The organism is Burkholderia sp. HI2714 (assembly GCF_002223085.1).
Lineage (GTDB): Bacteria > Pseudomonadota > Gammaproteobacteria > Burkholderiales > Burkholderiaceae > Burkholderia > Burkholderia lata_D.
This window is the reverse complement of record NZ_NKFM01000022.1, coordinates 63,539-89,791: the sequence shown is the minus strand read 5'-3', so window position 1 is coordinate 89,791 and position 26,253 is coordinate 63,539. Positions and strand designations below refer to the sequence as shown.

The following is a 26,253-nucleotide window of genomic DNA, read 5'->3' as shown; positions in this document are numbered from 1 at the left end:
TCGAAAATTTTGTTGCGCAGGCCCGCGCACGCTCATTACAATCCGTCGGAGCTTGCCCGCAGCCGGTCGCGTCGCGTCGTCTGCACGAGAGCGATCCTCACATTCCAGGACCCAGGAGACGAGAATGTCCGCTGTACCGAACGAAGTGATGAAATATGTCGCCGCCGAACATGACGACGACCCGCAGGAAACCGTCGAATGGCTCGAGTCGCTCGACGGCGTGATCTCCTCCGTGGGCACTGGCCGCGCGCACTACCTGATCGAAAAGCAGATCGAATTCGCCCGCATGCACGGCGAACACCTGCCGTTTTCCGCGAATACCCCGTACATCAACACGATTCCGGTCGAAGCCCAGGCGAAGATTCCGGGTGACCAGGACCTCGAGCACCGCATCCGTTCGTACACGCGCTGGAACGCGCTGGCGATGGTGCTGCGCGCAGGCAAGGACACGAACGTCGGCGGCCACATCGCGTCGTTCGCGTCGGCCGCAACGCTCTATGACGTCGGCTATAACCACTTCTGGCACGCAGCGTCCGACCAGCATGGCGGCGATCTCGTGTTCGTGCAGGGCCACTCGTCGCCGGGCGTCTACTCGCGCGCGTTCCTGCTCGGCCGCCTGAAGGAAGAGCAGCTCGACAACTTCCGCCAGGAAGTCGACGGCAACGGCATTTCGTCGTACCCGCACCCGTGGCTGATGCCGGACTTCTGGCAGTTCCCGACCGTGTCGATGGGTCTCGGCCCGATCATGGCGATCTACCAGGCCCGCTTCATGAAGTACCTGGAAGCGCGCGGCATCACGAAGACCGAAGGCCGCAAGGTGTGGGCATTCCTCGGCGACGGCGAGACGGACGAGCCGGAATCGCTCGGCGCGATCGGGATGGCGAGCCGCGAGAAGCTCGACAACCTCGTGTTCGTGATCAACTGCAACCTGCAGCGCCTCGACGGCCCGGTGCGCGGCAACGGCAAGATCATCCAGGAGCTCGAATCGGAGTTCCGCGGCGCCGGCTGGAACGTGATCAAGGTCATCTGGGGCAGCCGCTGGGATGCGCTGTTCGCGCGCGACAAGTCGGGCGCGCTGATGCGCCGCATGATGGAAGTCGTCGACGGCGAGTACCAGACGTACAAGTCGGAATCCGGCGCGTTCGTGCGCGAGCACTTCTTCAACACGCCTGAGCTGAAGGCGCTAGTCGCCGACTGGTCGGACGACGACATCTGGGCGCTGAACCGCGGCGGCCACGATCCGCACAAGATCTACGCGGCTTTCCACGAAGCCACGAACACGAAGGGCGCGCCGACCGTCATCCTCGCGAAGACCATCAAGGGCTACGGGATGGGCGAGTCGGGCCAGGCGATGAACATCACGCACCAGCAGAAGAAGCTGCCGGTCGAGCAACTGAAGAAGTTCCGTGACCAGTTCCGCCTGCCGATCACCGACGAGCAGATCGCCGACGTGCCGTACCTGAAGTTCGAGGAAGGCTCGAAGGAACTCGAATACATGCGCAAGCAGCGCATGGACCTCGGCGGCTACCTGCCGCACCGCCGCGAGAAGGCGACGTCGCTGCCGGTGCCGGCGCTCGACGCGTTCGAGCCGCTGCTGAAGGGCACGGGCGAAGGCCGCGAGATCTCGACGACGATGGCGTTCGTGCGGATCCTGAACATCCTGCTGAAGGACAAGGCGCTCGGCAAGCGCGTCGTGCCGATCGTCCCGGACGAATCGCGTACGTTCGGCATGGAAGGCCTGTTCCGCCAGATCGGTATCTGGAACCAGGAAGGCCAGAAGTACGTGCCGGAAGATTCCGACCAGCTGATGTTCTACAAGGAATCGCAGACCGGCCAGATCCTGCAGGAAGGCATCAACGAAGCGGGCGGCATGTGTGACTGGATCGCGGCGGCGACGTCGTATTCGACGCACGGCGAGATCATGGTGCCGTTCTACATCTTCTACTCGATGTTCGGCTTCCAGCGGATCGGCGACCTGGCATGGGCCGCGGGCGACATGCGTTCGCGCGGCTTCCTGCTCGGCGGTACCGCGGGCCGCACGACGCTGAACGGCGAAGGCCTGCAGCACGAAGACGGTCACTCGCTCCTGTGGGCGGCATCGGTGCCGAACTGCGTGAGCTACGACCCGACCTTCGGCTACGAACTCGCCGTGATCGTCCAGGACGGCCTGCGCCGGATGGTGGCGGACCAGGAAGACGTGTACTACTACATCACGGTGATGAACGAGAACTACGAGCACCCGGCGATTCCGCAGGGCGAGCACGTGGCGGCCGACATCATCAAGGGCATGTACGCGTTCAAGAAGGCCGACGCCGACAAGAATGCGCCGCGCGTCCAGCTGCTCGGCGCGGGCACGATCTTCAATGAAGTGATCGCCGCCGCCGACCTGCTGAAGAACGACTGGGGCGTCGCCGCCGACCTGTGGAGCGTGCCGAGCTTCACCGAGCTGGCGCGTGAAGGCCACCAGGTCGAACGCTGGAACCTGCTCCATCCGACCGAAGAGCGTCGCCTGTCGCACGTGCAGAAGTGCCTGAAGGACACGCAGGGCCCGGTCATCGCATCGACCGACTACGTCCGTGCGCTGGTCGACCAGATCCGCGGCCAGATCGATCGCCGCTTCGTCGTGCTGGGCACGGATGGCTTCGGCCGCTCGGATACCCGCGAGAAGCTGCGTCACTTCTTCGAAGTCGACCGTCACTGGGTCACCGTCGCCGCGCTCAACGCGCTGGCCGACGAGGGCACGATCGAGCGCAAGGTGGTCGCGGACGCGATCGCCAAGTACAACCTCGATCCGTCGAAGCCCAACCCGATGACCGTTTAACGCACACGCCGTGTGATGCCGCGCGCCGCCTCCGCGAGGGGCGCGCGCGGCCATGGAGACAGAAACAGATGAGTCAAGCGATCGAAGTGAAGGTGCCGGATATCGGCGATTACAAGGACGTGCCGGTGATCGAGATCGGCGTGAAGGTCGGCGATACCGTCGAACCGGAGCAGTCGCTCGTCACGCTCGAATCGGACAAGGCAACGATGGACGTGCCGAGCCCGGTCGGCGGCGTCGTGAAGGAAATCAAGGTCAAGGTGGGTGATTCCGTGTCGGAAGGCTCGCTGATCATCCTGCTCGAAGGCGGCGCCGCGGCGCAGGCGAACGGCGCGGCCGCGCCCGCTGCTGCTCCGGCTCCGGCGGCTGCGCCCGCTGCTGCAGCACCGGCGGCCGCCCCGGCAGCAGCCGGCGGTACGCTCGAAGTGAAGGTCCCCGACATCGGCGACTACAAGGATGTGCCGGTGATCGAGATCGGCGTGAAGGTCGGCGACACGGTCGAGAAGGAGCAGTCGCTCGTCACGCTCGAGTCGGACAAGGCGACGATGGACGTGCCGAGCCCGGCCGCCGGCGTCGTGAAGGACATCAAGGTCAAGGTGGGCGATTCGGTGTCGGAAGGCACGCTGATCGTGCTGCTCGAAGCCGCAGGCGCAGCGGCCGCCGCACCGCAGGCGAGCGCACCGGCTCCCGCCGCTGCTGCCGCTCCGGCGTCGGCACCTGCCGCCGCACCCGCGAAGGCCGCCCCGGCACCGGCTGCTGCTGCACCGGCTCCGGCCGCCGCGTCGGGCGAATACCGCGCCAGCCACGCATCGCCGTCGGTGCGCAAGTTCGCACGTGAGCTCGGCGTCGAAGTTGCACGCGTGCAGGGTTCGGGTCCGAAGGGCCGCATTACGAAGGAAGACGTCACCGGCTTCGTGAAGGGCGTGATGACCGGCCAGCGCGCAGCACCGGGCGCGGCAGCCGCGCCGGCAGGCGGCGGCGAGCTGAACCTGCTGCCGTGGCCGAAGGTCGACTTCTCGAAGTTCGGCCCGTTCGAGGCGAAGCCGCTGTCGCGCATCAAGAAGATCTCGGGCGCGAACCTGCATCGCAACTGGGTGATGATCCCGCACGTCACGAACAACGACGAAGCGGACATCACCGAGCTCGAAGCACTGCGCGTGCAGCTGAACAAGGAACACGAGAAGGCGGGCGTGAAGTTCACGATGCTCGCGTTCGTGATCAAGGCGGTCGTCGCCGCGTTGAAAAAATTCCCGACCTTCAACGCGAGCCTCGACGGCGACAACCTGGTGTTCAAGCAGTACTACCACATCGGTTTTGCCGCGGATACCCCGAACGGCCTCGTCGTGCCGGTGATCCGCGATGCGGACAAGAAGGGTCTCGTCGACATCGCGAAGGAAATGGCCGAGCTGTCGAAGGCCGCGCGCGACGGCAAGCTGAAGCCGGACCAGATGCAGGGCGGCTGCTTCTCGATCTCGTCGCTCGGCGGGATCGGCGGCACCAACTTCACGCCGATCATCAACGCGCCGGAAGTGGCGATCCTCGGGTTGTCGCGCGGCCAGATGAAGCCGGTGTGGGACGGCAAGCAGTTCGTGCCGCGTCTCACGCTGCCGCTGTCGCTGTCGTATGACCATCGCGTGATCGATGGCGCGGAAGCCGCGCGGTTCAATGCGTATCTCGGCGCGTTGCTTGCCGATTTCCGTCGCATCATTCTTTGATGAGCGTGGGAGTGGCTCGCGGGGGCGTGGGGTTGATGTCTGTGATCCGCGCCCTGTCGTTGAACCTGTTTTGCTAAGGGTCTGCTAACGTCGCCCCTGCGCGGGGCGGCGGTCACTTTTCTTTGTCTTCCAAAGAAAAGTAACCAAAAGAAAGGCGCGTCCTTGGGCGGACGGCAAAGGTGGTTCTGCCCAGGTTCGCGTTCTTTGGCCAGGCCGTAGTCACGGGTTCTCTCTGCGGGTTTCTCCCCCTCTGTCTGCAGCTAATCAAGAAGGGGACAGTAATGAGTCTCATCGAAGTCAAGGTTCCGGATATCGGCGATTTCAGCGGCGTCGATGTCATCGAAGTCAACGTCAAACCCGGCGACGTGATCGAAAAAGAGCAGACGCTCATCACGCTCGAATCGGACAAAGCCTCCATGGAAGTGCCCAGCGACGTCGCCGGCACGGTCAAGGAAGTCAAGGTCAAGGCCGGCGAAAAAGTCTCGCAAGGCACCGTCATCGCCATCGTCGAAGCATCGGCTGGCGCTGCCGCACCCGCAAAAGCACCCGAAGCGGCCAAGCCCGCAGCAGCAGCGCCGGCACCGGCCGCCGCCGCTCCGGCACCCGCACCGCAGGCCGGTAGCTACGCAGGTGGCGCCGACATCGAGTGCGACATGCTTGTGCTCGGCGCCGGCCCCGGCGGCTACTCGGCCGCGTTCCGCGCAGCCGATCTCGGCATGAAGACGGTGCTCGTCGAACGCTACTCGACGCTCGGCGGCGTGTGCCTGAACGTCGGCTGCATCCCGTCGAAAGCGCTGCTGCACACGGCGCTCGTCATCGACGAAGCCGCGGCGCTCGCGTCGCACGGCATCACGTTCGGCAAGCCGGAAGTCGATCTCGACAAGCTGCGCGACTTCAAGGGCGGCGTCGTCAAGAAGCTGACGACGGGCCTCGCCGGCATGGCGAAGGCGCGCAAGGTCGAAGTGGTCAAGGGCGTCGGCGCATTCGTCGATCCGTATCACATGGAAGTGCAGGGCGAAAACGGCAAGAAGGTCGTGAAGTTCAAGCAGGCGATCATCGCTGCGGGCTCGCAGGCCGTGAAGCTGCCGTTCATGCCGGAAGACCCGCGCGTCGTCGATTCGACGGGCGCACTCGAACTGCGTCAGCTGCCGAAGCGCATGCTCGTGATCGGCGGCGGCATCATCGGCCTCGAAATGGCGACGGTGTACGCGACGCTCGGCGCCGAGATCGACGTCGTCGAAATGATGGACGGCCTGATGATGGGCGCGGACCGCGATCTCGTGAAGGTCTGGGAAAAGTACAACGCGAAGCGCTTCGGCAACGTGATGCTGAAGACCAAGACGGTCGGCGCGGAAGCGAAGGAAGACGGCATCTACGTGAAGTTCGAGGGCGAGAAGGCCCCGGCGGAAGCGCAGCGCTACGACCTCGTGCTCGTCGCGGTGGGCCGCAGCCCGAACGGCAAGAAGATCGGCGCCGACAAGGCGGGTGTCGCGGTCACGGATCGCGGCTTCATCGACGTCGACAAGCAGATGCGCACGAACGTCCCGCACATCTTCGCGATCGGCGATATCGTCGGCCAGCCGATGCTCGCGCACAAGGCCGTGCATGAAGGCCACGTCGCAGCGGAAGCCGCGCACGGCGAGAAGGCGTACTTCGACGCGCTGCAGATCCCGTCGGTGGCGTACACCGATCCGGAAGTGGCGTGGGCCGGCAAGACGGAAGACCAGTGCAAGGCCGAAGGCATCAAGTACGGCAAGGCCGTGTTCCCGTGGGCCGCATCGGGCCGCGCGATCGCGAACGGCCGTGACGAAGGCTTCACGAAGCTGATCTTCGACGAGGAAACCCATCGCGTGATCGGCGGCGGTATCGTCGGCCTGAACGCGGGCGACCTGATCAGCGAAGTGTGCCTCGCCGTTGAAATGGGCGCGGACGCGGAAGACATCGGCAAGACGATCCATCCGCACCCGACGCTCGGCGAATCGGTCGGCATGGCCGCCGAACTGTACGAAGGCGTCTGTACCGACCTGCCGCCGCAACGCAAGAAGTAACGCGGCCGGCTCGGCCGGCAATCCGCCGGCCACGAAAAAACGCCGCCTCCCGGGCCATCCGGGCGGCGGCGTTTTCTTTTATGTGCGGCCGATGCTCAAACGACCGTACGAGAACGGCCGGCGACTTGCCGGTTCCAGCATGTTCTGGCGCCAGAAATGAAAAAGCCGCGCTGGGCGCGGCTTTTTCAGGAGCAGGGGGCGCTTACGCGGCCGGCTTGCTCGTACGACGTGCAGCAGCGGCGGTAGCAGCCTTCGTGGCGACGGCAGCAGCAGCGTTGAAGTTCGTTTCAGCGATTTCGACGGCTTGCTTCGTTGCCTTCTGAACCGTTTCGTACGTGGTGTTCGCAGCGTTCAGTGCCGACTTCAGTGCTGCGACAGCCGTTTCCGAACCAGCCGGGGCGTTCTTCGCGACGTTGTCGACGAGTGCCTGGACCTTCTTGTTCTGCTCTTCGAATTGTGCTTCAGCAACCTTCGCGAACTCGGCTTGCGTCGACGATGCGATTTCATACAGGTGACGGCCGTACGACAGCACCTTTTCCGCGACCGGCTGCGACAGGCTGGCTTGCAGCGCGATCAGTTCCTGCGCGTCCTTCACCGACAGCAGGCGCTGTGCGTTTTCCTGGCCTTCGGCCAGCGTCGACTTCACGACCTGCAGGTTGAGTTCGATCAGCTTTTCGACGCCTTCGAACGCCTTGGTCGTCAGACCGAACAGGCTTTCGAGGTTGGCTTTCTGGGCGGCGGCGATTTGCTCGGGGGTCAGCAAGGACATGTCAAGCTCCTGAAAAGCGATCGCGTCGATCGCAGGGTAAAGGGCACTACGCTGGGGAACCTCGGATGCGCGTGCTTTGTGCAACGCAGCAATGAGGCTTATTTTAGGGCAGAGAAAACCAATGTCAAGTACTTTTTGTGCGTTGCACAATCGCGACAAATTATCGATAAAACAACGAGTTATCGTGCCCGTTCGGAATCGGTTTCATGCGCGATCCCAGATGGTGCGCACAGCGGCGGGGCAGGCGCACCGCACCATGATCATGCACAGGTAAACCTGACAGGCATGTGGAACGTTATGCTTCTGTTCCTGTCGAAAAACGCGCCGTTTCGATGCGCGTCCCGTGGCGACGTGCCGCCGCCACGGCCGAGACCGGCGCCCCTGGCACCCCGAGCGCCGGATACGTAATTTCCCCGCTTTAAATCGCCTCCGAAGTGACGTTATCTCAATTAACCGTGTGTAATCGGGAGACGGGTACTGTCGGGCAGCGCGTCCCATGGATTTTTTCGATGGGAGCGGGAGGGTTCATTGGTCAGAGGTTGGCCGACCCTTACATTCCGGTTTAACGACGATCGGTAAGTGCCTAATATTGCTCTTTTTTTCAGCTTTAACTACACTTGCGGAAACCTCCCGCCCGCTTTGTCCAGACCCCAATGAAAGCCGAATCGTTTTCACCGCGCAGATTGTTGCAGAGCATGACGCTCGGCACGGCTGTGTCGGTCGCAGTCGCCTTGCTGGCGACCACCGCGTCCGTCGCGCCTGCTGACGCCTTTGCCGCCACTGCGAAGACCCAACAAGCCGCCAAGAAAAAGGCTGTCGCTCCTGCTTCGTCCGCGAAGAAGAAGTCGGCCAAGGCCAGCTCCGACAAATCCGCGAAGGTCGCGGCCGACGACGCGCCGCGCGCGAAGGCGTCGCGCAAGCGCGTGACGCTCGCGTCGAACGTGCATGGCGGCCATCACGGCGCAGTCCGCAAGGTCGCGTTCCAGCCGCGCCGGCCGACCGTCGGCCAGGCGTTCGGCCTGCACGACACGCCGGACGCGCTCGCGCTGCGTTCGAGCGTCGCGTACGTCGTCGACCAGAACTCGGGTGAGCCGCTGTTCGACAAGAATTCGCACGCCGTCGTGCCGATCGCGTCGATCTCGAAGCTGATGACGGCGATGGTCGTGCTCGACTCGAAGACGCCGATGACCGACCAGCTCGAAGTCACGGACGAAGACCGCGATTACGAGAAGGGCACGGGCTCGCGCCTGTCGGTCGGCTCGGTGCTGTCGCGTGAAGACATGCTGCACATCGCGCTGATGGCGTCGGAAAACCGCGCGGCCGCCGCGCTGTCGCGTTACTACCCGGGCGGCCGTCCGGCGTTCATCGCCGCGATGAACGCGAAGGCGAAGGCGCTTGGCATGACCGACACGCACTTCGAGAATTCGACGGGGCTGTCGAGCTCGAACGTGTCGAGCGCGCGCGATCTCGTGAAGATGGTCAATGCGGCGTACCAGTACCCGATGATTCGTCAGTTCTCGACCGATCGCACCTACGAGGTGTACACGGGCAAGCGCAACCTGGTCTACAACAGCACGAACGCGCTGATCCGCGGCAATGGCTCGTGGGATATCGGTCTGCAGAAGACGGGTTTCATCAACGAGGCGGGCGAGTGCCTCGTGATGCAGGCGACGATCCACGGCAAGCCGATGGTGATGGTGCTGCTCGATTCGTTCGGCAAGTATTCGCGCTTCGCCGATGCGGCGCGCCTGCGCAACTGGCTCGATGCCGGCGGCGGCGAGCGCCTGACGGCAGCCAACACGCCGAGCGGCGGGACCTGATCGCACGGTGGCGTGGCGGTGCGCCGCCGCGCCGATGGCTGAAAAAAAGCCCCGCAATCGCGGGGCTTTTTCATTGGGCGCGCGGGAGCGGCTTACGCCTGCCGCTGCAGCCCGTCCGCATCCTTCGCGGGCGCCGGCCGGTAGCCGAGCGATTCCGAAATGGTGAGGGCCGTGCGGCTCAACTGGCCGAGCCACGCATCCTGGAGACGATCGGCCGGCGCCGACAGCGACAGGCCCGCGACGAGCTTGCCCGAATCGTCGTAGATGCCGGCCGCGATGCAGCGCACGCCGAGCTCCAGCTCCTCGTTGTCGCGCGCGCACGATTGCTGGCGGACGATCGTCAGCTCGCGCTCGAGCTTCGCGATGTCGGTGATGCTGTTCTGCGTATGGCCGGACAGCCCCGTACGCGTCGCATAGGCGCGCACGCGCGACGTTTCGTCGGCCGCGAGGAACAGCTTGCCGACCGACGTGAGATGCAGCGGCGCACGGCCACCGATCGCGCGGACGACCTGCATCCCCGAGCGCTCCGAATACGCACGCTCGATGTAGACGATCTCGTCGCCCTGGCGCACCGACAGGTTCACGGTTTGCCCGGTGAGGCGGTGCAGCTCGCGCATCGGCATCAGCGCCGCGTCGCGCACCGACAGGCGCGCCTTCACGAGGTTGCCGAGCTCCAGCAGCCGCATGCCGAGGCGATACGTGCCGGGATCGGAGCGGTCGACGAGACGGCAGGTCACCATGTCGTTGAGGATGCGGTGCGCGGTCGACGGGTGCAGCTCCGTCCGCTGCGCAAGCTCCTTCAGGCTGACAGGGTCACTGTGCGCGGCGAGCGCGTCCAGCAACCGCATCATGCGTTCGATCACCTGGATCGACGTTTTTGAATCCGGGGTGGGTTGGCTCATGTCGGGGGAGAAATCGGTTGACGCGTCAAGCGGTGTTGGAACGATTGTATCTCGTATTGTGAAAAAAGCGAACGCCGTTCGAGGAAATCCTCGTTTCGCGCCGCGCGGGCTTGCGTGAGCGCCGGCGTTGGTCTTGCCGGCCAAACGGCGGATAATGAGAGCCGTTTTCTCGAAGGAGCACGTATGCGAGTCGGTTTGTTCGTGACCTGCCTGGTCGATCTGATGCGCCCCGAAATCGGTTTTTCGGCGCTCAAGCTGATTCGCGACGCCGGCTACGAGGTGATCGTGCCGCCCGCGCAGACTTGCTGCGGCCAGCCGGCCTACAACTCGGGCGACCGCGCGCTCGCGCGTGATCTCGCGGAAAAGACGCTGCGCGAGTTCGAGCAGTTCGATTACGTCGTCGCGCCGTCGGGTTCCTGCGGCGGGATGATCCGCGCGCACTACGGCGACCTGTTCCGCGACGACCCCGAACTGATGGGGCGCTACACGCGGTTCCAGCAGAAAGTGTACGAACTGACCGATTTCCTGGCGAACGTCGCGAAGGTGTCGCTCGCACCGGGCGAATTCACGGGGCCCGTCACCTATCACGATTCGTGCTCGGGCCTGCGCGAGCTCGGCGTGAAGGCGCAGCCGCGCGCGTTGCTCGCGCAGCGCGGCATCGCGGTCACCGAAATGAAGGACTGCGAGCACTGCTGCGGCTTTGGCGGCACGTTCGCGGTCAAGTACGGCGACATTTCGGCAGCCATCGCGGACGAGAAGTGCGCGAACGTGCGCGCGTCCGGTACGGGCGCCGTCGTGCTCGGCGATCTCGGCTGCATGCTGAACATCGAAGGGCGGTTGCGCCGCACCGGCGACCGCGACACGCGCGTGCTGCACGTCGCGCAGGTGCTGGCGGGCGACGTCTGACGCCCGGTTCCGCTCACTTTTCCCCGATACCGCGATGCAAGTCCAATCGATGCATTTCAAGGCGCGCGCCGGCCAGAAGCTGGCCGACCAGCGTCTGCAGCAGAACCTGAAGAAGCTGTCGACGAAATTCGTGTCCGCGCGCGCCGACGCGATGACCGCGATCGACTTCCCGGCCACACGCGCCGCGCTGAAGGATCGCCGCAACCGCGCGCTGGAGAACCTCGACGTGTGGCTCGAGGCGTTCGAGCGCGAGGCGACGCGGCGCGGCACGACGGTGCTGTTTGCCGAAACGACCGACGATGCCGCGCGGCTCGTGGCGGACATCGCGCGTCGTCACGACGTGAAGAAGGTCATCAAGACCAAGTCGATGGTGTCGGAGGAAATGCGCCTGAACGCGGTGCTCGCGGAAATGGGCGTGCAGTCGATCGAGACGGATCTGGGTGAGTACATCCTGCAGATCAACGACAACGAGCCGCCGAGCCACATCATTGCGCCCGTCGTGCACAAGGACAAGGACGAGATTGCCGACCTGTTCGCGCGCACGCACCATCGCGAGCGGCTCACCGAGATTCCGGACATGACGCGCGAGGCGCGCGAGGTGCTGCGCCCGCATTTCATGTCGGCCGACATGGGCGTGACGGGCGGCAACTTCGTGATCGCCGAGACGGGTTCGGTGGCGATCGTGACGAACGAAGGGAACGAGGGCATGTGCACGGTGATGCCGCGCGTGCATGTGGCGGTGACGGGCATCGAGAAGGTGCTGCCGACACTCGAGGATCTCGCGACCGCGATGCGCCTGCTGCCGCGCTCGGCGACCGGGCAGAAGACGTCGAACTATTTCTCGCTGCTGACCGGGCCGCGCGGGCCCGGCGACGAGGATGGCCCCGAGCACAACTATGTCGTGCTCGTCGACGGCGGCCGCACCGGGCTGATCGGCGGCGAATTTCAGGAGATGCTGCGCTGCATCCGTTGCGGCGCATGCATGAACCATTGTCCGGTGTACCAGAAGGTGGGTGGCCACGCGTACGGCTGGGTCTACCCGGGGCCGATGGGATCCGTGCTGACGCCGAGCTACGTCGGGCTCGACCGCTCGCTCGACCTGCCGCAGGCCGCCACGCTTTGCGGAGAATGCGACAGCGTGTGCCCGGCCGGGATTCCGCTGTCGCACCTGTTGCGCACGCTGCGCGAGAAGCAGGTCGAGCGGCATCTGAGACCGTGGCGCGAGCGCGCGGCGCTCGCCGCATGGGGTTTCTTCGCGCGCCGGCCGATGCTGTACGCGCTGACGACCAAGCTCGCGGTGCGCATCCTTGAGCGGCTGGGCGGCAACGGCGGCACGCTGCGGCGCCTGCCGATGATGGGCGGCTGGATGGATACGCGCGACATGCCGACGCCGACCGGGCGCACGTTCCGCGAGCTGTACGCGGCGTCGCAAAGCCACCTCGGCTGACGACTGTTCATCCGGCGACAACAGTGCGTTCGCTATTTGTATATTTATCTCGATAGATGCGGTCTATAGAATCCTGTCTGTAGTCCCCGGAATTGGGTTTCGGGGTACGAGGTCAAGGAGGTCCGCATCATGAAAAAGACAATATCGATGTACTGGCCGCTGGCAATCGTCGTTCCGCTGGCCGCGGCGGCCTATCTGCATGCGATGGCCGAGGCGCCGTCGCGCGGCCCGCTTGCCGTTCACCAGGCATCCGCCGAGCTGGCGCGTGCGGTGTCGTTCGGGCTGGTCGGCGATGCGGCGACGCCGCTGCCGGCAGCGTCCGGCGACGTCGTGCTCGCCGCGCCGAAGGCGCTGTAAGGCATGGCGCCGTCGTTTTGTGCGGCGGCGCGATTTCGGTCGCCTTTGTATAATGGCGCGTTCTTCTCCCGCGCGGCTCGCCGCGGCTTTCCGATAGTGCGATGACCCGCGTTTCGATCTGTTTCGTCTGTCTCGGCAACATCTGCCGTTCGCCCACCGCGGAAGGCGTGATGCGTCACCAGGTCGGCGCGGCCGCGCTGGCGGACCGGATCTCGATCGATTCGGCCGGCACCGGTGACTGGCATGTCGGCGAGCCGCCGGATTCGCGTGCGCAGGCTGCCGCGCTTGGCCGCGGCTACGACCTGTCGGCGCTGCGCGCACGACAGGTGAGCGCGGCGGATTTCGAGCGCTTCGACCTGCTGCTCGCGATGGACGAGGCGAATCTCGCGGAGCTGCGCCGCCGCTGCCCGCCGCAGCATCGCGACAAGGTGCGCCTGCTGATGGACTTCGCGCCGGATTCGGCCGAAACCGAAGTGGCCGACCCTTATTTCGGCGGTACACAGGGCTTCGAGCAGGTGCTCGATCAGGTCGAGCGCGCGTGCGCGGGCCTGCTGGAGACGCTCCGGGCCCGCACGGAGCGCTGATCGCGCGGTATTCAGCGATCTGCGAATACCCTTTCAAAGACATGGATACTTGACTAAAATCGTCAAATATTTATACTTGACCAAAATCGTCAAGATTGCAGTCCCCTAGACACCATGAGACTCACCACCAAAGGCCGTTTCGCCGTCACGGCGATGATTGACTTGGCACTGCGCCAGGAGCAGGGCCCGGTGACGCTTGCAGGCATCAGCCAGCGCCAGCGGATTTCGCTCTCGTATCTCGAACAGCTGTTCGGCAAGCTGCGCAGGCATGAAATCGTCGAATCCGTGCGCGGCCCGGGCGGCGGCTACAACCTCGCGCGTCGCGCGCAGGATGTCACCGTTGCCGACATCATCATCGCGGTCGATGAACCGCTCGACGCCACGCAGTGCGGCGGCAAAGGCACGTGCGACGGCTCGAAGCAGCCCGACGGCCATTGCATGACGCACGAGCTGTGGTCGACGCTGAACCAGAAGATGGTCGAATACCTCGATTCGGTGTCGCTGCAGGATCTCGTCGATCAGCAGCGTGCTCGCGAGGGCGCACCCGCGGTGCTGCGCGACCGGCGCACGCCGGAGCCCGTTGCGGCGCCGGCCGAGCCGGTTCGCACGATGCCGCTCGGCCCCAATTCGGTGTTCAACATCGCGAGTTCGTGAGCGCGAACGCGCCGCCATACCCCATAACGCACATAGTCCCTGCACAGAATTCCCGGAGCGACAGATGACCCAAGACACTCTCCACCTGCCCATCTACATGGATTACAGCGCGACGACGCCGGTCGACCCGCGCGTGGTCGACAAGATGGTGCCGTACCTGCGCGAGCAGTTCGGCAACCCGGCGTCGCGCAGCCACGCGTATGGCTGGGACGCGGAGCGGGCGGTCGAGGAAGCGCGTGAGAACGTGGCCGCGCTCGTGAACGCGGATCCGCGCGAGATCATCTGGACGTCCGGCGCAACGGAATCGGACAACCTCGCGATCAAGGGTGCCGCGAACTTCTACAAGGGCAAGGGCAAGCACATCATCACGGTGAAGACCGAGCACAAGGCCGTGCTCGACACCTGCCGCGAGCTCGAGCGCGACGGTTTCGAAGTCACCTACCTCGACGTGAAGGATGACGGCCTGATCGACCTCGACGCGTTCAAGGCCGCACTGCGCCCGGACACGATCCTCGTGTCGGTGATGCACGTGAACAACGAGATCGGCGTGATCCAGGACATCGAGACGATCGGTGAGATCTGCCGCGAGAAGGGCATCGTGTTCCACGTCGACGCCGCACAGTCGACCGGCAAGGTCGCGATCGACCTCGCGAAGCTGAAGGTCGACCTGATGTCGTTCTCGGCGCACAAGACCTACGGCCCGAAAGGCATCGGCGCGCTGTACGTGCGCCGCAAGCCGCGTGTGCGCATCGAAGCGCAGATGCACGGTGGCGGCCACGAGCGCGGCATGCGTTCGGGCACGCTGGCGACGCACCAGATCGTCGGCATGGGCGAAGCGTTCCGCATCGCACGTGAAGAAATGGCGACGGAAAACGAGCGCGTCCGCATGCTGCGCGACAAGCTGCTGCGCGGCCTGTCGCAAATCGAGGAAACGTACGTGAACGGCGACATGGAGCGCCGTGTCCCGCACAACCTCAACATCAGTTTCAACTTCGTCGAAGGCGAGTCGCTGATCATGGCGATCAAGGACGTCGCGGTGTCGTCGGGCTCCGCATGCACGTCGGCGTCGCTGGAGCCGTCGTACGTGCTGCGTGCGCTCGGCCGCAACGACGAGCTGGCACACAGCTCGATCCGCTTCACGGTCGGCCGCTTCACGACGGAGCAGGAAGTCGACTTCGTGATCAACCTGCTGAACAGCAAGATCGCGAAGCTGCGCGAACTCTCGCCGCTCTGGGAAATGCACCAGGAAGGCATCGATCTGTCGACGATCGAATGGGCCGCACACTGAGCGCCGGATTGAACATACCCGCGGGCGGATTCGCGCACGCAGACGTAACGAGTCAAGGAGTCTGAGTCATGTCTTACAGCAACAAGGTTCTGGATCACTACGAAAACCCGCGCAACGTCGGTTCGTTCGCGAAGGACGACGACACGGTCGGCACGGGCATGGTCGGCGCGCCGGCCTGCGGCGACGTGATGAAGCTGCAGATCCGCGTCGGCGCGGACGGCGTGATCGAAGACGCGAAGTTCAAGACCTACGGTTGCGGTTCGGCGATCGCATCGAGCTCGCTCGTCACCGAATGGGTGAAGGGCAAGACGCTCGACGAAGCACTGTCGATCAAGAACACGCAGATCGCGGAAGAACTCGCGCTGCCGCCGGTGAAGATTCACTGCTCGATCCTCGCGGAAGACGCGATCAAGGCAGCCGTGGCCGACTACAAGAAGCGTCACGACACCACGGAAGGCGATCAGGCAGCAGCCTGAGCGGCATCGAGCGGCTTCAGAAGGAACGCGGCGGGCCCCGGTGGCGCGCCGCGGCAAGGACATCATGGCAATTACACTGACCGAAAAAGCAGCACAGCACGTCCAGAAATACCTCGTCCGTCGCGGCAAGGGTATGGGCCTGCGGCTCGGCGTTCGCACGACCGGGTGCTCGGGGCTCGCGTACAAGCTCGAGTATGTCGACGAGCTGGCTCCCGAGGATCAGGTGTTCGAGAGTCATGGCGTGAAGGTGATCGTCGATCCGAAGAGCCTGGCCTACATCGACGGCACCGAGCTCGACTTCGCACGCGAAGGCCTGAACGAAGGGTTCAAGTTCAACAACCCGAACGTGAAGGACGAGTGCGGCTGCGGCGAATCGTTCCGCGTGTGACCACGCGGATCTCCGCGCGATGCGGGCAAGAGGCGGCACGGGCCGCCTTTTTAATGTGCGGCGTTTGCCGCGCGACGAACCGGAATTGAACGCGACGATGGTCTCGCTGAAAGACAGCCACTTCGACCTGTTTCACCTGCCGGCGCAATTCGCGCTCGACGAGGCGGCGCTCGACGCCGCGTATCGGACAGTGCAGACGCAAGTGCATCCGGACCGCTTCGCGGCGGCCGGCGACGCGCAGAAGCGTATCGCGATGCAATGGGCCACCCGCGCGAACGAGGCATATCGCACGCTGCGCGATCCGCTGAAGCGCGCGTCGTATCTGTTGTCGCTGCGCGGTGTCGACATCGGCGCGGAAAACAACACCGCGATGGAGCCCGCGTTCCTGATGCAGCAGATGGAGTGGCGCGAGGGCATCGAGGATGCCGCGGCCGCCCGCAACGTCGACGCGCTCGACGCGCTGCTCGCCGAGTTGCGCGAAGAGCGGCGCGTGCGGGTGGAGCGCCTCGGCACGTTGCTCGACAGCGGCGCCGATCAGGCGGCCGCCGAGGCCGTGCGCCAACTGATGTTCATCGAACGGGTCGCGTCGGAAGTGGGCGCGCAGATCGAGCGCCTCGAAACTTAACCGCGTGCCTTGCGGCACGCGCAGCAAACGGGCCGAGCGCCCGAACGAACCAAGATGGCTTTACTGCAAATTTCCGAACCGGGCATGGCGCCGGCGCCGCATCAGCGGCGACTCGCCGTCGGGATCGATCTCGGCACGACGAATTCGCTCGTCGCGGCCGTGCGCAACAGCGTGCCTGAAGTCCTGCCCGACGAGGCGGGTCGCGTGCTGCTGCCGTCGGTGGTCCGCTATCTCGAGAAGGGTGGCCGACGCATTGGCCACGACGCGAAAGAGCAGGCCGCAACCGATCCGCGCAACACGATCGTGTCGGTCAAGCGCTTCATGGGCCGCGGCAAGGCCGAGGTCGAAGGCGCGGCGAACGCGCCGTACGAATTCGTCGATGCGCCGGGCATGGTGCAGATCCGTACCATCGACGGCGTGAAGAGCCCGGTCGAAGTGTCGGCCGAGATTCTCGCGACGCTGCGTTATCGCGCGGAAGATTCGCTTGGCGACGACCTGGTAGGCGCGGTGATCACGGTGCCCGCGTATTTCGACGAAGCGCAACGCCAGGCGACCAAGGATGCCGCGCGCCTCGCGGGCCTCAACGTGCTGCGCCTGCTGAACGAACCGACCGCCGCGGCGATCGCCTACGGTCTCGACAACGGGGCCGAAGGCCTCTACGCGGTGTATGACCTCGGCGGCGGCACGTTCGACCTGTCGATCCTGAAGCTGACGAAGGGCGTGTTCGAAGTGCTGGCCGCGGGCGGTGATTCCGCGCTCGGCGGCGACGATTTCGACCATGCGCTGTTCGATCACGTGCTCGCGCAGGCCGGCATCGATGCGAAGACGCTCGCGCCCGAGGACGTGCGCCTGCTGCTCGACCGTGTGCGCGTGCTGAAGGAAGCGCTGTCGTCCGCGCCGCAGGCGTCGCTCGACGTCACGCTGTCGGGTGGCGCGCACCTCGTGCAGACCCTCTCGCACGACACGTTCGCGTCGCTCGTCGAGCCGCTCGTGCAGCGCACGCTCACGCCGACCCGCAAGGCGCTGCGCGATGCGCAGGTCACGCCGGCCGACATCAAGGGTGTCGTGCTCGTCGGCGGCGCGACGCGCATGCCGGTGATCCGCGATGCGGTCGCGAAGTATTTCGGCCAGCCGCCGCTCGTGAACCTCGATCCGGACCAGGTCGTCGCGCTCGGCGCGGCGATCCAGGCCGACCTGCTCGCAGGCAATCGCGGCACCGGCGACGACTGGCTGCTGCTCGACGTGATTCCGCTGTCGCTCGGTGTCGAGACGATGGGTGGCCTCGTCGAGAAGATCATTCCGCGCAACTCGACGATTCCGATCGCGCGCGCGCAGGAATTCACGACCTTCAAGGACGGCCAGACCGCGATGGCGATCCACGTCGTGCAGGGCGAGCGCGAGCTCGTCGCCGACTGCCGGTCGCTCGCGCGTTTCGAGCTGCGCGGGATTCCGCCGATGACGGCCGGCGCCGCGCGCATTCGCGTGACTTACCAGGTGGACGCGGACGGCCTGCTGTCGGTGTTCGCCCGCGAGCAGCTGTCGGGCGTCGAGGCGTCGGTCGTCGTGAAGCCGTCGTACGGTCTTGCCGACGACGACATCGCGAAGATGCTCGAGGACAGCTTCAAGACCGCCGAAATCGACATGCGCGCCCGCGCGCTGCGCGAAGCGCAGGTCGAGGCCGAGCGGATGCTCGAGGCGACGCAGGCCGCGCTGGCGGCCGACGGCGAACTGCTCGACGCGGACGAGCGCGCGCAAGTCGACGCGCTGGCCGCGGCGCTGCGTGCGGTCGCGCAAGGCGACGATACGAACGCGATCGAAACGGCGACCAAGGCGCTGGCCGACGGCACCGACGAATTCGCGGCGCGCCGGATGGACAAGAGCATCAAGCGCGCGCTGTCGGGCCGCCGGCTCGACGAGATCTGAACTCACGAACTGCGCATCGGCCGGCAACGGCCCGCGCGATAATAAACCGTGCGGCGCCTGGCGCCGCACCCTGACTGACGGAACGGACATGCCTCAACTGGTGGTGCTGCCTCACGTCGAACTGTGCCCGGACGGCGCAGTGATCGACGCGACGCCCGGCAAGAGTATCTGCGACAACCTGCTCGAACACGGGATCGAGATCGAGCATGCATGCGAGAAGTCGTGTGCGTGCACGACGTGCCACGTGGTGATCCGCGAAGGCTTCAACGATCTGACGCCGTCCGAGGAGGACGAGGACGATCTGCTGGACAAGGCGTGGGGCCTCGAGCCGACGTCGCGCCTGTCGTGCCAGGCGATCGTGAAGGAAGATTCGGACCTGGTGGTCGAGATTCCGAAGTACTCGATCAACCACGCGAAGGAAAATCACTGACAGGAACCGGAGGCAGGCGATGAAATGGACCGATTCGCGTGAAATAGCCATTGCGCTGGCGGACAAGCACCCGGACATCGACCCGCAGCGGATCAACTTCGTCGACCTGCGCCAGTGGGTGCTCGAGCTCGACGGCTTCAACGACGATCCGACGCACTCCGGCGAGAAGATCCTCGAAGCGATTCAGGCCCACTGGATCGACGAATCGGACTTCGACGACGAGGACTGAACCTGGCGGGCGCCCCAACGGCGCAGATGGCCGGCAATGGAAAACGGCTCGTGAGCAATCGCTCACGAGCCGTTTTCGTTTTCAGGACGCTTGCCCGCGCGCGTGACGCGGGCAGCGGCGTCACGCGATCACGCGCCGACCAGCGTGCCGTTCTGGATCCGTACGCGCTGGCCCTGGCCGAACGGCGGCGGGTTGTGGTACGTGAACGTGCGCGTCGCGCCGCTTTCCATCTGCACTTGCACCTGGTAGTCGGTTTCCGCGCGCACCTGCTTCTCGACCTGGTTGCCGGCGAGACCGCCGCCCAGTGCGCCGATGATCGTCATCGCCGTGCGGCCGTTGCCGTTGCCGAACTGGTTGCCGAGCAAGCCGCCAGCCGCTGCGCCACCCACGGCACCGATCCCCGAGCTCTGGCCCGGCGTGCGCGTCTGCGTGATCGCGACGACCGTACCGCAGCTCTGGCAGTACGTCTGCGCCGGCGCCGACGGTTGCTGCGCGTATTGCGGCGGCTGCGGCGCCGTCGTGTGACGGCGATGCGGTGCGGTCGGACGCGGCGCGGGCTTCGGCTCGGCCTGCGCGACGGCGGCGGCCTTTTGCTGCGCGGCGGCCTGTTCGGCCGCCTGCTGCCGGGCCTGCGCGGCCAGCGCGGCGCTGGCGGCAGCTGCCGTATCGACGGCCGGCTGCGACGCGATCAGCGCGGCCTGGGTCTGGCCGTTCTGTTCGTTGCTGCTGGTGGCTTTCGGGAAGACGCCCGTGATCGCTGCCGTCGCCGCGAGGCTGGCGACGATGACGGCGCCGGCCGCGGTGGCGATCAGCGGGTGGAGGCGTTGCTTTTGCGGCGTGGTCTGATTCTGGTTGTCCATTTTGTTCTCCAATGTCGATCCGGATCGGCGCGCTGCGCCGGAGCGGGATCCCACGCTCGGGAGCGAGCAGACTCGGCGTTCCGGCGCCTCGTTCTGGTCCCGTGGTCATGCGTGGTGACGCAACAGGAGTGTCGTCCACGGCCCAGCGGCGCACCGTATCAAGGTGTAACGAATTGCAGCGGCGCATCGGCAGCCATGACAGGGAAAACCCGGAAAAGGCCGTCGCGACGAGGGGATAAAACGGGGGAGGATCGAAAGCCGGCGGACGCCGGCTGGCGGGATTTACGCGTCGTTACAAAGCTGACGCGTGCGCGCCGCAGGGCGCGGCGCACACGTGGGTGCAGCGATCAGTCTTCGCGGCGCAGGTGCGGGAACAGCAGCACGTCGCGGATCGTCGGGCTGTCGGTCAGCAGCATCACGAGACGGTCGATGCCGATCCCGCAGCCGCCGGTCGGAGGCATCCCGTATTCGAGCGCGCGGATGTAGTCGGCGTCGAAGAACATCGCTTCCTCGTCGCCTGCATCCTTCTGCTCGACCTGCTTCTTGAAACGTGCGGCCTGGTCTTCCGGATCGTTCAGCTCCGAGAAGCCGTTCGCGATTTCGCGGCCGGTCATGAACAGCTCGAAACGCTCGGTGATGCCCGGCACCGTATCCGATGCGCGTGCGAGCGGCGACACCTCGACCGGGTAGTCGATGATGAAGGTTGGCTCCCACAGCTGCGCTTCGGCCGTTTCCTCGAACAGCGCGAGCTGCAGCGCGCCGATGCCTGCGTTCAGGAACGCCGGCTGCGACACGTCGACGCCGAAGCGCTTCAGTTCGGTGCGCAGGAACGCGTCGTCCGACAGCTGGCCGTCGGTGTAGTCCGGCGCGTACTTCTGGATCGCCTGCGTGATCGTCAGGCGGTGGAACGGCTTCGCCAGATCGAGTTCGCGGCCCTGGTACTGGATGGTCGCGGTGCCGAGCGCATCGATCGCCGCCTGGCGGATCAGTTGCTCGGTGAAGTCCATCAGCCAGCGGTAGTCGGTGTACGCGGCGTAGAACTCCATCATCGTGAATTCCGGATTGTGACGCGGCGACACGCCTTCGTTCCGGAAGTTACGGTTGATTTCGAACACGCGTTCGAAGCCGCCGACGATCAGGCGCTTCAGGTACAGCTCCGGCGCGATGCGCAGGAACATCTGCATGTCGAGCGCGTTGTGATGCGTGACGAACGGCTTCGCGGCCGCGCCGCCCGGGATCGGGTGCAGCATCGGCGTCTCGACTTCCATGAATTCCGCGTTGTCCATGAACTTGCGGATCGACGCGATCGTCTTGGTGCGGGCGCGGAACGTGTCGCGCGTTTCCGGCGTGACGATCAGGTCGACGTAGCGCTGGCGGTAGCGCATTTCCTGGTCCGACAGGCCGTGGAACTTGTCCGGCAGCGGGCGCAGCGCCTTCGACAGCAGGCGCAGTTCCTTGCACTGGACCGACAGCTCGCCCTTGTTGGTGCGGAACAGCACGCCGCGCGCGGCGACGATGTCGCCGAGGTCCCACTTCTTGAATGCGTCGTAGGTTTCCGCGCCGACGTCGTTCGGCGTCACGAAGAACTGGATCTGGCCCGAACCGTCCTGCACCGTCGCGAAGCTTGCCTTGCCCATCACGCGCTTGAGCATCATGCGGCCGGCGATCGACACCTCGACCGGGTTCGCTTCGAGCGCGGCCTTGTCCGAATCGGCGAACTTGGCCTGCAGGTCGGCTGCGTGGTGCTCGGGCCGGAAATCGTTCGGGTAGGCGACGCCTTGCTCGCGCAACGCGCGCAGCTTCTCGCGACGCTCGGCGATGATCTGGTTTTCGTCCGCGGTGACGGCGGGCTGCGTTTGGGTCGGTTCGGTCATGATGGTCGGAATTCGGAGTGGGTGCGGCAACGCAAACGGGAAGGGCAAGGGGGCGCGACCCGGCAGGGTCGCGCCGCGGCGCTTACACGCCCTGTTTGAGGCTCGCGCTGATGAAGTCGTCGAGGTCGCCGTCGAGGACGGCTCGCGTGTTGCTCATTTCGACGTTCGTGCGCAGGTCCTTCACGCGGCTCTGGTCGAGCACGTACGAACGGATCTGGTGGCCCCAGCCCACATCGGTCTTGCTCGATTCGAGCTTGTCCTGTTCGGCCTGCCGCTTGCGCATTTCAACTTCGTACAGGCGCGATTTCAGCATCGCCATCGCTTCGGCGCGGTTGCGGTGCTGCGAGCGGTCGTTCTGGCACTGCACGACGATGCCGGTCGGCATGTGCGTGATCCGCACCGCGGAGTCGGTCTTGTTGATGTGCTGACCGCCCGCGCCGGATGCTCGGTACGTGTCGATGCGCAGGTCGGCCGGGTTGATCTCGACTTCGATCGAATCGTCGATTTCCGGGTAGACGAACACCGACGAGAACGACGTGTGGCGGCCGCCCGACGAGTCGAACGGCGACTTGCGCACGAGGCGGTGAATGCCGGTTTCGGTGCGCAGGAAGCCGTAGGCGTATTCGCCCGAGACCTTGACCGTCGCGTTCTTGATGCCGGCGACGTCGCCATCGGACTCTTCGAGCACTTCGGCCTTGAAGCCCTTGCGTTCGCAGTAGCGCAGGTACTGGCGCAGCAGCATCGATGCCCAGTCGCACGCCTCGGTGCCGCCGGCGCCGGCCTGGATGTCGATGAAGCAGTTGTTCGGGTCGGCCGGGTTCGAGAACATCCGGCGGAACTCGATGTCGCCCACGCGAGCCTCGAGCTTCGCGGCGTCTTCTTCCGATGCGACGAGGGTGTCCTCGTCGCCTTCCTCGCGTGCCAGCTCGAACAGGTCGAGCGCATCGCGCAGGTCGCTATCGAGCGCGGTGAGCGTCATGACGACGCCTTCGAGCAGCTTCTTCTCGCGGCCGAGCGCCTGGGCGTTCTTCGAATCGTTCCAGACGTTCGGGTCTTCGAGTTCCTTGTTGACTTCGGTCAGACGCGCAGCTTTGGCGTCGTAGTCAAAGATACCCCCGAAGCTCGCCCGCGCGATTGCGCAGGTCGAGCAGGGAGCTTTCGATCGCGTTGAGACGTTCCGCTTCCATGATCGTTCGCTGTTCCGGCTTCGTAAAAAAGCGGAATTATAGCCGATCGGCAGGGTTGCCCGGTGACGCAAACGGTGCCAGCACGTGTGTCGACGGCCCCGTCCGGCGCGGCGCGCACGCGTGCGGCGGCGCGTCGCGGGACGGTCGGCCGCTCAGCCGGCCGCGTGTTCGACGATCAGCTGGACGCGCGTGACGCCGTTCCACGTGTCGGCGACGAGGCGGTAGGCGACCAGTGCGCTCTCCGGCAGCGGCTCCGTGTGGTTGAACCAGATCGCGTTGAAGCGCTGCCGGCCGCGCGCCAGTTGCAGCTTCAGGTGCTTTTCCTTCACGAGCGACTGCGACACGACGTCGAATTCGCCCGAGAAAAGCGGGGCCGGAAAACCTTGCCCCCAGACGGCCTCGTCGAGCAGCCCGACGAACTGCGGCGTGAAGTACGCATCCTCGAGTTCGCCGTCGGTCTCGATCACGCGGGCGAGCGCGTCGTCGGACAGCCATTCGCGCGCGACGGCCTCGAACGCGGCCGCGAAGCGCGGCACGTTCTCGGTGTCGAGCGTGAGGCCGGCCGCCATCGCGTGGCCGCCGAACGCGACGATCAGGTCCGGTTCGCGTTTCGACACGAGGTCGAGCGCGTCGCGCAGGTGGAAGCCGGGAATCGAGCGGCCCGACCCCTTGACCCGCTTGCCTTCTTCATCTGCGTGCGCAAACGTGAACGACGGGCGGTGGAATTTTTCCTTGAGCCGGCCGGCGACGATGCCGATCACGCCCTGATGCCACGCGGGGTTGAAGAGGGTGATCGTGCACGCGTCGGCCGGATCGACGTCGGCGAGATCGGCGAGCGCCTGCTGCTGCATGCCGGCCTCGATCTCGCGGCGTTCGCGGTTCATCACGTCGAGCTGCTGCGCGAGATCCCACGCGCGGCCGATGTCGTCGGTGATCAGGCACTCGATGCCGAGCGACATGTCGGACAGCCGTCCGGCGGCGTTCAGGCGCGGGCCGAGGCCGAAGCCGAGGTCGAAGCCCGATGCCGTGCGCGCTTCGCGGGCGGCGGCGCGGAACAGCGCGGCGATGCCCGGCTGCATGCGGCCGTTGCGGATGCGCTGGAGCCCCTGGGCGACGAGCACGCGGTTGTTGCCGTCGAGCCGTACGACGTCGGCGACGGTGCCGAGCGCGACGAGGTCGAGCAGGCCGTCGAGCCGCGGCTCGGCGTCCTTGCTGGCGAACGCGCCGCGGCGGCGCAGCTCGGCGCGCAGCGCGAGCAGCACGTAGAACATCACGCCGACGCCGGCGAGGTGTTTGCTCGGGAACGCGCAGCCGGGCTGGTTCGGGTTGACGATCGCGCGCGCGGCGGGCAGCGCGTCGCCGGGCAGGTGGTGGTCGGTCACGAGCACGTCGATGCCGCGCGCGTTCGCGGCTTCGACGCCCGTGACGCTCGCGATGCCGTTGTCGACGGTGATCAGCAGGTCGGGCTTGCGCGCGGCGGCGAGTTCGACGATCTCGGGCGTGAGGCCGTAGCCGTATTCGAAACGGTTCGGCACCAGGTAGTCGATCTGCGCGCCGAACATCCGCAGGCCGCGCACCGCGACCGCGCACGCGGTCGCACCGTCGCAGTCGTAGTCGGCGACGACGAGCAGGCGCCGCTTGTCGGCGATCGCGTCGGCGAGCAGCGACGCCGCGTCGGCGCAGCCTTTCAGCTCGGTGGGCGGAACGAGTCGCGCCAGCGCGGTCTCGATGTCGGCGGGGGACTGCACGCCGCGCGACGCGTACAGGCGCGCAAGGACGGGATGCAGGCCGTGGCGCGCGAGCACTTCGGCGTCGGCGGGCGCGACGGGGCGGGTAACGATCCGGGTCATACGGGGTCTGCTTTGTTATTCGAACAGGGAGGCCAGCGCGCGGCGGCGCCAGAACTTGCGCAGGTCGCCACGTGTCGCGTGCAGCGTCACGGAACTCGTATCGCCGCACAGCGTGAAATCGACGCTCGCGAGCTCGCCGTTCTGCAGCGCGGCAAGGGTCGGCGCGAACCAGTCGCGCTCGAGCGCGGCGAGCCCGTCGTGCCAGCGCGCCCAGTCCTGCTCGATGAACGGGGTGGTCAGCGCCGGCAGTTCGACGAGCGTCGCGCCATCGGCGGCGGCCAGCGCGCCGAACGCGGCCGGCGGCGCGCCGGCGTCGGCTTGCGCGGCGCGCGCGAGGCCGAGCGCCGCAGGCGACGCGGACAGCACGCGCGCGAACGGCTTGCCCACCGGCTTCAGCGTGCCCTGCGCATGGAACCAGATCGAATTGACGGCCGGCAGGCCACGCGCCTCGCGGGCCTCGTTGACCGGATGCTGGAACCACGCCATCTGCACTTCGTTCTGCAGCTTCATCCACATCCGCGAGCGCTCGCCCGTATGGGCTTCGTGCGGCAGCCAGATTTCGATGTTGCGGCCGCTTGCGCGCAGCGGCGCGGCGCCGGCGAGGCGGGCGAGCTGCTCGCTCGACAGGTACCAGCGTGACGGGTTCGGCGCCTCGAGCCGGACGCCGAGCTCCTCGATCAGCGGCCGCGCGACCGCGAGCAGCGCGGCGGCGTCGCCGTCGTCGAGTGCGAGGGCCGCCGGATCGACGAGCACCAGGTGATCGTGCGCGATTTCGACGTGGACGGGCTCGACGCAAGCCCACGCGTGCGCGCCGGGATCGCCGCCGTCGGCCAGCAGCATGTAGGGCGCGAGCGGCGCCTCGTCCGCGGCGTTGCCCTGGGTTGCGCCGAACTGGCGGGCCAGCCAGCGCTCGTGCGGCAGCGTGCGCTGGAAGTCCTCGCCGGCCACGCGCTCGACGAGGCTGGCGCGGGAGAGCAACTTTTCGAGCGCGGGGCTGTCCAGCGTGTGCAGGGACGAGGCCGCATCGGCCGCCGACGGCAGCGCGAACGGAACGAGAAAATGGAGGCGTCGGTCGTGCATGATGGTGCGCATTGTATGGCAAA

General features: G+C 65.9%; 23 protein-coding genes. 16 read left to right on the top strand and 7 right to left on the bottom strand.

Going from position 1 to position 26,253, the window contains the following annotated elements; translation table 11 throughout:
• Positions 1 to 124: 124 nt before the first annotated feature.
• From aceE to lpdA, 3 genes are all read left to right on the top strand, one after another.
• Positions 125 to 2,821 carry a pyruvate dehydrogenase (acetyl-transferring), homodimeric type gene (gene aceE / locus CFB82_RS12150; protein ID WP_089484254.1) on the top strand — a complete coding sequence of 899 codons (2,697 nt, stop codon included), beginning with the start codon at positions 125 to 127 and terminating at the stop codon, positions 2,819 to 2,821.
• 68 nt (positions 2,822 to 2,889) lie between these two features.
• Complete coding sequence (aceF, locus tag CFB82_RS12145) at positions 2,890 to 4,533, top strand: dihydrolipoyllysine-residue acetyltransferase (protein WP_089484253.1); 1,644 nt, start codon at positions 2,890 to 2,892, stop codon at positions 4,531 to 4,533.
• 281 nt (positions 4,534 to 4,814) lie between these two features.
• Positions 4,815 to 6,581, top strand: a complete 1,767-nt coding sequence (gene lpdA / locus CFB82_RS12140; protein WP_089484252.1) for a dihydrolipoyl dehydrogenase — start codon at positions 4,815 to 4,817, stop codon at positions 6,579 to 6,581.
• A 202-nt stretch (positions 6,582 to 6,783) separates the two neighbouring features.
• On the opposite strand, the gene CFB82_RS12135 is transcribed toward lpdA, so the two are convergent.
• Complete coding sequence (locus CFB82_RS12135) at positions 6,784 to 7,350, bottom strand: phasin family protein (RefSeq protein ID WP_039364780.1); 567 nt, start codon at positions 7,348 to 7,350, stop codon at positions 6,784 to 6,786.
• A gap of 653 nt (positions 7,351 to 8,003) precedes the next feature.
• Here CFB82_RS12135 and pbpG point away from each other — a divergent pair.
• Positions 8,004 to 9,170: a D-alanyl-D-alanine endopeptidase gene (pbpG, locus tag CFB82_RS12130; RefSeq protein WP_069248361.1), complete on the top strand. Its 1,167-nt coding sequence runs from the start codon at positions 8,004 to 8,006 to the stop codon at positions 9,168 to 9,170.
• Between the two features lie 92 nt (positions 9,171 to 9,262).
• On the opposite strand, the gene CFB82_RS12125 is transcribed toward pbpG, so the two are convergent.
• Positions 9,263 to 10,072: an IclR family transcriptional regulator gene (locus CFB82_RS12125; RefSeq protein WP_034183553.1), complete on the bottom strand. Its 810-nt coding sequence runs from the start codon at positions 10,070 to 10,072 to the stop codon at positions 9,263 to 9,265.
• 183 nt (positions 10,073 to 10,255) lie between these two features.
• On the opposite strand from CFB82_RS12125, the gene CFB82_RS12120 reads away from it, so the two are divergent.
• The 12 genes from CFB82_RS12120 to iscX all read left to right on the top strand — a co-directional run bounded on the left by CFB82_RS12120 (position 10,256) and on the right by iscX (position 19,379).
• Complete coding sequence (locus tag CFB82_RS12120; RefSeq protein WP_069248359.1) at positions 10,256 to 10,978, top strand: (Fe-S)-binding protein; 723 nt, start codon at positions 10,256 to 10,258, stop codon at positions 10,976 to 10,978.
• 34 nt (positions 10,979 to 11,012) lie between these two features.
• Positions 11,013 to 12,425, top strand: coding sequence for a lactate utilization protein B (locus CFB82_RS12115; RefSeq protein ID WP_089484251.1), 1,413 nt, complete (start codon positions 11,013 to 11,015; stop codon positions 12,423 to 12,425).
• Positions 12,426 to 12,554: 129 nt separating this feature from the next.
• Positions 12,555 to 12,782, top strand: coding sequence for a hypothetical protein (locus tag CFB82_RS12110; RefSeq protein ID WP_069248357.1), 228 nt, complete (start codon positions 12,555 to 12,557; stop codon positions 12,780 to 12,782).
• 101 nt (positions 12,783 to 12,883) lie between these two features.
• Positions 12,884 to 13,366 (top strand): low molecular weight protein-tyrosine-phosphatase, encoded by a 483-nt coding sequence (locus CFB82_RS12105; protein WP_089484250.1) that lies wholly within the window; start codon positions 12,884 to 12,886, stop codon positions 13,364 to 13,366.
• Between the two features lie 114 nt (positions 13,367 to 13,480).
• Positions 13,481 to 14,020, top strand: a complete 540-nt coding sequence (gene iscR, locus CFB82_RS12100; RefSeq protein ID WP_009691731.1) for a Fe-S cluster assembly transcriptional regulator IscR — start codon at positions 13,481 to 13,483, stop codon at positions 14,018 to 14,020.
• 64 nt (positions 14,021 to 14,084) lie between these two features.
• Positions 14,085 to 15,308 (top strand): IscS subfamily cysteine desulfurase, encoded by a 1,224-nt coding sequence (locus CFB82_RS12095; RefSeq protein ID WP_069248355.1) that lies wholly within the window; start codon positions 14,085 to 14,087, stop codon positions 15,306 to 15,308.
• A 68-nt stretch (positions 15,309 to 15,376) separates the two neighbouring features.
• Complete coding sequence (iscU, locus tag CFB82_RS12090) at positions 15,377 to 15,784, top strand: Fe-S cluster assembly scaffold IscU (RefSeq protein WP_011352562.1); 408 nt, start codon at positions 15,377 to 15,379, stop codon at positions 15,782 to 15,784.
• A gap of 64 nt (positions 15,785 to 15,848) precedes the next feature.
• Positions 15,849 to 16,172, top strand: a complete 324-nt coding sequence (gene iscA / locus CFB82_RS12085) for an iron-sulfur cluster assembly protein IscA (RefSeq protein ID WP_012492710.1) — start codon at positions 15,849 to 15,851, stop codon at positions 16,170 to 16,172.
• A gap of 97 nt (positions 16,173 to 16,269) precedes the next feature.
• Complete coding sequence (gene hscB, locus CFB82_RS12080) at positions 16,270 to 16,797, top strand: Fe-S protein assembly co-chaperone HscB (RefSeq protein WP_089445940.1); 528 nt, start codon at positions 16,270 to 16,272, stop codon at positions 16,795 to 16,797.
• A gap of 54 nt (positions 16,798 to 16,851) precedes the next feature.
• Positions 16,852 to 18,720, top strand: coding sequence for a Fe-S protein assembly chaperone HscA (hscA, locus tag CFB82_RS12075; protein WP_089484249.1), 1,869 nt, complete (start codon positions 16,852 to 16,854; stop codon positions 18,718 to 18,720).
• Positions 18,721 to 18,808: 88 nt separating this feature from the next.
• On the top strand, positions 18,809 to 19,150 hold the full coding sequence (gene fdx / locus CFB82_RS12070; RefSeq protein ID WP_011352558.1) for an ISC system 2Fe-2S type ferredoxin: 342 nt from the start codon (positions 18,809 to 18,811) through the stop codon (positions 19,148 to 19,150).
• 19 nt (positions 19,151 to 19,169) lie between these two features.
• A complete protein-coding gene (gene iscX / locus CFB82_RS12065) occupies positions 19,170 to 19,379 on the top strand; it encodes a Fe-S cluster assembly protein IscX (RefSeq protein ID WP_011352557.1) in 210 nt (69 codons plus the stop codon).
• Between the two features lie 128 nt (positions 19,380 to 19,507).
• Here the strand turns inward: iscX and CFB82_RS12060 are convergent, their stop codons facing one another.
• The 5 genes from CFB82_RS12060 to CFB82_RS12040 all read right to left on the bottom strand — a co-directional run bounded on the left by CFB82_RS12060 (position 19,508) and on the right by CFB82_RS12040 (position 26,242).
• Positions 19,508 to 20,239 (bottom strand): glycine zipper 2TM domain-containing protein, encoded by a 732-nt coding sequence (locus tag CFB82_RS12060; RefSeq protein ID WP_089484248.1) that lies wholly within the window; start codon positions 20,237 to 20,239, stop codon positions 19,508 to 19,510.
• A 347-nt stretch (positions 20,240 to 20,586) separates the two neighbouring features.
• Complete coding sequence (lysS, locus tag CFB82_RS12055) at positions 20,587 to 22,113, bottom strand: lysine--tRNA ligase (RefSeq protein ID WP_089484247.1); 1,527 nt, start codon at positions 22,111 to 22,113, stop codon at positions 20,587 to 20,589.
• A gap of 82 nt (positions 22,114 to 22,195) precedes the next feature.
• A protein-coding gene (gene prfB, locus CFB82_RS12050) for a peptide chain release factor 2 (protein ID WP_105749870.1) occupies positions 22,196 to 23,300 on the bottom strand; the annotation gives its coding sequence in 2 pieces (ribosomal slippage) (positions 22,196 to 23,218 and positions 23,220 to 23,300; 1,104 coding nt in all).
• Positions 23,301 to 23,452: 152 nt separating this feature from the next.
• Complete coding sequence (recJ, locus tag CFB82_RS12045; RefSeq protein WP_089484246.1) at positions 23,453 to 25,150, bottom strand: single-stranded-DNA-specific exonuclease RecJ; 1,698 nt, start codon at positions 25,148 to 25,150, stop codon at positions 23,453 to 23,455.
• 15 nt (positions 25,151 to 25,165) lie between these two features.
• Positions 25,166 to 26,242, bottom strand: a complete 1,077-nt coding sequence (locus CFB82_RS12040; protein WP_179255399.1) for a regulator — start codon at positions 26,240 to 26,242, stop codon at positions 25,166 to 25,168.
• Between the last annotated feature and the right edge of the window lie 11 nt (positions 26,243 to 26,253).

Coding starts and splice junctions, on each gene's coding strand:
- aceE (WP_089484254.1), top strand. CDS start 125: ATGTCCGCTGTACCGAACGAAGTGATGAAATATGTCGCCGCCGAACAT.
- lpdA (WP_089484252.1), top strand. CDS start 4,815: ATGAGTCTCATCGAAGTCAAGGTTCCGGATATCGGCGATTTCAGCGGC.
- recJ (WP_089484246.1), bottom strand. CDS start 25,150: ATGACCCGGATCGTTACCCGCCCCGTCGCGCCCGCCGACGCCGAAGTG.
- aceF (WP_089484253.1), top strand. CDS start 2,890: ATGAGTCAAGCGATCGAAGTGAAGGTGCCGGATATCGGCGATTACAAG.
- iscX (WP_011352557.1), top strand. CDS start 19,170: ATGAAATGGACCGATTCGCGTGAAATAGCCATTGCGCTGGCGGACAAG.
- fdx (WP_011352558.1), top strand. CDS start 18,809: ATGCCTCAACTGGTGGTGCTGCCTCACGTCGAACTGTGCCCGGACGGC.
- hscB (WP_089445940.1), top strand. CDS start 16,270: ATGGTCTCGCTGAAAGACAGCCACTTCGACCTGTTTCACCTGCCGGCG.
- CFB82_RS12135 (WP_039364780.1), bottom strand. CDS start 7,350: ATGTCCTTGCTGACCCCCGAGCAAATCGCCGCCGCCCAGAAAGCCAAC.
- CFB82_RS12105 (WP_089484250.1), top strand. CDS start 12,884: ATGACCCGCGTTTCGATCTGTTTCGTCTGTCTCGGCAACATCTGCCGT.
- lysS (WP_089484247.1), bottom strand. CDS start 22,113: ATGACCGAACCGACCCAAACGCAGCCCGCCGTCACCGCGGACGAAAAC.
- CFB82_RS12110 (WP_069248357.1), top strand. CDS start 12,555: ATGAAAAAGACAATATCGATGTACTGGCCGCTGGCAATCGTCGTTCCG.
- pbpG (WP_069248361.1), top strand. CDS start 8,004: ATGAAAGCCGAATCGTTTTCACCGCGCAGATTGTTGCAGAGCATGACG.
- CFB82_RS12040 (WP_179255399.1), bottom strand. CDS start 26,242: ATGCGCACCATCATGCACGACCGACGCCTCCATTTTCTCGTTCCGTTC.
- iscR (WP_009691731.1), top strand. CDS start 13,481: ATGAGACTCACCACCAAAGGCCGTTTCGCCGTCACGGCGATGATTGAC.
- CFB82_RS12125 (WP_034183553.1), bottom strand. CDS start 10,072: ATGAGCCAACCCACCCCGGATTCAAAAACGTCGATCCAGGTGATCGAA.
- CFB82_RS12060 (WP_089484248.1), bottom strand. CDS start 20,239: ATGGACAACCAGAATCAGACCACGCCGCAAAAGCAACGCCTCCACCCG.
- CFB82_RS12120 (WP_069248359.1), top strand. CDS start 10,256: ATGCGAGTCGGTTTGTTCGTGACCTGCCTGGTCGATCTGATGCGCCCC.
- iscU (WP_011352562.1), top strand. CDS start 15,377: ATGTCTTACAGCAACAAGGTTCTGGATCACTACGAAAACCCGCGCAAC.
- hscA (WP_089484249.1), top strand. CDS start 16,852: ATGGCTTTACTGCAAATTTCCGAACCGGGCATGGCGCCGGCGCCGCAT.
- iscA (WP_012492710.1), top strand. CDS start 15,849: ATGGCAATTACACTGACCGAAAAAGCAGCACAGCACGTCCAGAAATAC.
- CFB82_RS12095 (WP_069248355.1), top strand. CDS start 14,085: ATGACCCAAGACACTCTCCACCTGCCCATCTACATGGATTACAGCGCG.
- CFB82_RS12115 (WP_089484251.1), top strand. CDS start 11,013: ATGCAAGTCCAATCGATGCATTTCAAGGCGCGCGCCGGCCAGAAGCTG.